Origin of the sequence: Ferruginibacter sp. (assembly GCF_031430955.1) — a bacterium.
In the GTDB taxonomy this organism is placed as follows: Bacteria; Bacteroidota; Bacteroidia; order Chitinophagales; family Chitinophagaceae; genus Ferruginibacter.
On sequence record NZ_JANPCM010000602.1, the window covers coordinates 1 to 1,701 of the forward strand.

Sequence of the window (1,701 nt, forward strand, 5' to 3'; positions counted from 1 at the left end):
GCAAAATCAAGTTTTATTTTCTTCATTAAGAGAATATAATTTGGCGTATGGGGTAAGTAAAAAATTATTAGATGGTTTAAAAAAACAAATTGTAATTATGCACCCCGGCCCAATAAACCGCGGCGTAGAAATTGACAGTGATGTGGCAGATGGCAATCAATCTATAATTTTACAACAGGTAGAAAATGGTGTAGCAGTAAGAATGGCGGTGATGTACCTGTTATCTGGCAGCAAAGCTTAATATTTTTTGATTTTAGAGGTATGATTGCAGATTTAAAAAAGCTGTGCATCGTTTAAAAAATCTAAAATCTAAAATCATAAATCTGAAATCATGCAACGTATTTGTTTATTCCCCGGCACATTCGATCCTGTTACACTTGGGCATATTGATATTATTGACAGGGCTTTGCCTTTGTTTGATAAACTGGTAATTGGTATTGGAAGTAATGTAAACAAAGTACCCATGTTTAGTGATGAACAAAGACTGCAATGGATAAGAGAGATTTATAAGGATAATAATAAAGTAGAAGCCGTTGTATATAATGGATTAACAGTGGAGTGCTGCAAAAACGTTGGCGCAAATTTTATTTTAAGAGGCATACGTTACGTAAACGATTTTGAATACGAAAAAGCCATTGCCGATATGAACAGAAGTTTAGACGGCCATGTAGAAACAATTTTTTTAACCTGCCTTCCTCAATTTACTTCTGTTGCTTCTACACTGGTACGTGATGTATTGCGCAATGGCGGCGATGTATCACAATTTTTACCCCCTGCCGTAAATAATTTTATAAAAAATAATAAGCAGTAATGTCTATTTGGTTTAATAAAAATCTTTCGCTGCCAGATATAAAACCATTGGGCCCAAATACTATGGGAGAACATTTAGGAATGGAATGGATGGCAGTAGGCGATGATTTTTTAAAAATGCGTATGCCGGTTGATGACAGAACTAAACAACCTTATGGCTTACTGCATGGCGGTGCAAGTTGTGCATTGGCAGAAACAGTTGGCAGTGTTGCCTCTCATTTTATAATTGATCCCGAAAAATTTATTTGTGTAGGGTTAGAAATAAATGCCAACCACGTACGCAGCGCAAGAAGCGGATATGTTACAGCCACCTGCACCCCGCTGCACATTGGCGCATCCACACATGTATGGGATATAAAAATTAATGACGATAAAGAAAAATTGATTTGCATCAGCAGGTTAACAGTTGCCATTTTAAAAAAGCCGTTGTAATTTTTTTTGAGCCGGACTATATTTCTTTTTTCAACTTCATTGGTCTGGCCTTAGTCGAGACACTCTTGTACAGCAAATCTTTATTGAACTTTTATCTAAGCGTATTTTAAAATACATTATACAGGCAAACGTTTGTTTAGTTTCTATAAAATATTATATTCAAATAGTATAACAAATTCCTTCTATAAATTAAATCTGCAGATTTTATTGCGTCATATATTCTACACTACACACTTTTTGCTGATTAGTTTCCACAAAAAATGCCTTAAAAACGTTTTTTTATACTTAATAAATTCTGGCTTGCAGTTTGTATTTCTTTATTTAGTTTTTCATAGGATATTGGATTTAAACCGGGGCTGTATTTTTATACTGGCCCTTTTTTATTTTAATAAATTAATTACAAGCTGTTTGAATTAACTTAAACCGAATGCAGTTTAGCTAAAGTTATTGTATTTTCAA

General features: G+C 33.9%; 2 protein-coding genes and 1 pseudogene. All 3 read left to right on the forward strand.

The window, feature by feature from the left end; genetic code table 11:
* Positions 1 to 241 (forward strand): annotated as a pseudogene (locus ACY65O_RS17115) (aspartate carbamoyltransferase catalytic subunit); the annotation flags it as partial.
* 90 nt (positions 242 to 331) lie between these two features.
* The gene (coaD, locus tag ACY65O_RS17120; RefSeq protein ID WP_462222079.1) at positions 332 to 811 is read left to right on the forward strand and encodes a pantetheine-phosphate adenylyltransferase; all 480 of its coding nucleotides are present in this window, start codon (positions 332 to 334) and stop codon (positions 809 to 811) included.
* On the forward strand, positions 811 to 1,242 hold the full coding sequence (locus ACY65O_RS17125; protein WP_462222080.1) for a hotdog fold thioesterase: 432 nt from the start codon (positions 811 to 813) through the stop codon (positions 1,240 to 1,242). The genes coaD and ACY65O_RS17125 overlap by 1 nt, the downstream gene beginning before the upstream one ends.
* The last annotated feature ends 459 nt before the right edge of the window (positions 1,243 to 1,701 follow it).